The organism is Arhodomonas sp. AD133, assembly GCF_051195215.1.
In the GTDB taxonomy this organism is placed as follows: Bacteria; Pseudomonadota; Gammaproteobacteria; order Nitrococcales; family Nitrococcaceae; genus Arhodomonas.
In genome coordinates this window covers 1-1,485 of record NZ_JBNAZM010000138.1, presented here as the reverse complement: position 1 = coordinate 1,485, position 1,485 = coordinate 1, and the positions used below count along the sequence as shown (strand labels likewise).

Annotated in this window: 1 protein-coding gene; it reads left to right on the top strand. The window is 73.6% G+C overall.

Annotated features, from left to right (window positions below; all coding sequences use genetic code 11):
- The coding region (locus tag ACPEES_RS23350; protein ID WP_435106902.1) for an Ig-like domain-containing protein at positions 1-1,485 on the top strand (1,485 nt) is incomplete at both ends.

The window sequence follows — 1,485 nt, the reverse complement described above, 5'->3', positions numbered from 1 at the left end:
CGGTGGCTCCGGTGATGCGGTGAGCGCCGACGTGGTGGTGGAGGACGGCGAGCGCAGCTACCGCCGTGACGGCTCGGCATTCGTTCACTTCAACGCCGGGGCGAACACCAGCCGCGGCGAGCTGCCCGCGCCGAGCGTGGTGCAGGGCAGCGCCTCGACGGATTGGGGCGAAGGGGCGGCGCAGAGCGCGCTTCACGATCTGGAGGCGGTGCGCCTCGCCTACAGCGGCCTGTCGGGCGATCGCCGCTACCGGCTGTTCGCCGCCTACTACAACGCGGATGACGCCGCCGGCGGCAACGTCCAGCGTCTGGTCGACGGGGCGGGCCGGCGTGTGCATGGCGAGGTGTCCGTGCCCGCCGACCGGCCGTTGACCTTCGGCGGCCGATTGCCGGCGTCGAGCGTGGCCGATACCGGCGAGCTCAGTCTTACCTGGCAACGCGAGAGTGGCTACCGGGCGGCCGTCTCCCAGGTCTGGCTGCTCGCCGAAGGCAGCGGCGACACCGGCTCGGCGACACTGTCGATTACCGCCCCGGCGGCCGGCAGCGCGCTCACCGGCGGGCAGACGACGATCACCGGCGAGGCGGACGCCGGCGACGGCGCGCGGATCGTCGCCGTGGAAGTGGGCGTGGACGCGGGCAACGGTCCGCAGTGGCGGCCCGTCTCCCGCCTGAACGCCGACGGGCGCTGGCGCTATCGCTGGACGCTGCCGGCGGACGGCGAATATACCTTGACCGCCCGGGCGACGGACGCCGCCGGCAATACCCACGTGCTCGGCGAGGGCGTGATGGTCACCGTGGACCAGAGCGCGCCGGCGCCGGTGAGTGCGGCCGCGGCCCACGACACCCCGGCGGACACCGGCGGCAGTCTCACGCTGGAGTGGCAGCGCTCCGGCGACGACGGCGCCGGTGCCGACGACGTCACCGGCTACGCGCTCGAGCGCCGGGGTGCCGAGGCCGGGGACTTCACGGCCCTGGCGAGCGTGGCCGCCGGCGTCGAGGGGTACGAGGACACGAGCGTGGAGACCGGTAGCGCCTACGTCTACCGCGTAGTCGCCATCGACCGGGCGGGTAACCGTACGTCTTCGGGGGAGATCGGCCCGGCGCGGGCGCTGGACAACAGCGCCGCCGACGAGACGCCACCGGAAGAGGTCACCGGGCTCAGCGCACGAGCGGGCAACGAGCGGGTGACGCTGCGCTGGACGCCGAGCGCCGACAGCGAGGGTGACCAGGTGGACGTGCTGCTCGACATCTCCGCCGACGGCGGGGCGAGCTGGGGGACCAATGCCCCCGCCTACGACGACGGCGGCGCGCAGCGGCTGAGCAAAGAGGCCAATCACTACGTCGTCGACGGGCTCACCAACGGGCAGAGCTACCGGTTTCGCCTGCGCACCCGCGACGCCGCCTCGCCGGCGAACGTCAGCGCCGGCGTGACCACCGGCGAAGTGACGCCGAGCGCCACCGCCTACACCACCGTCTCCGGCACGCT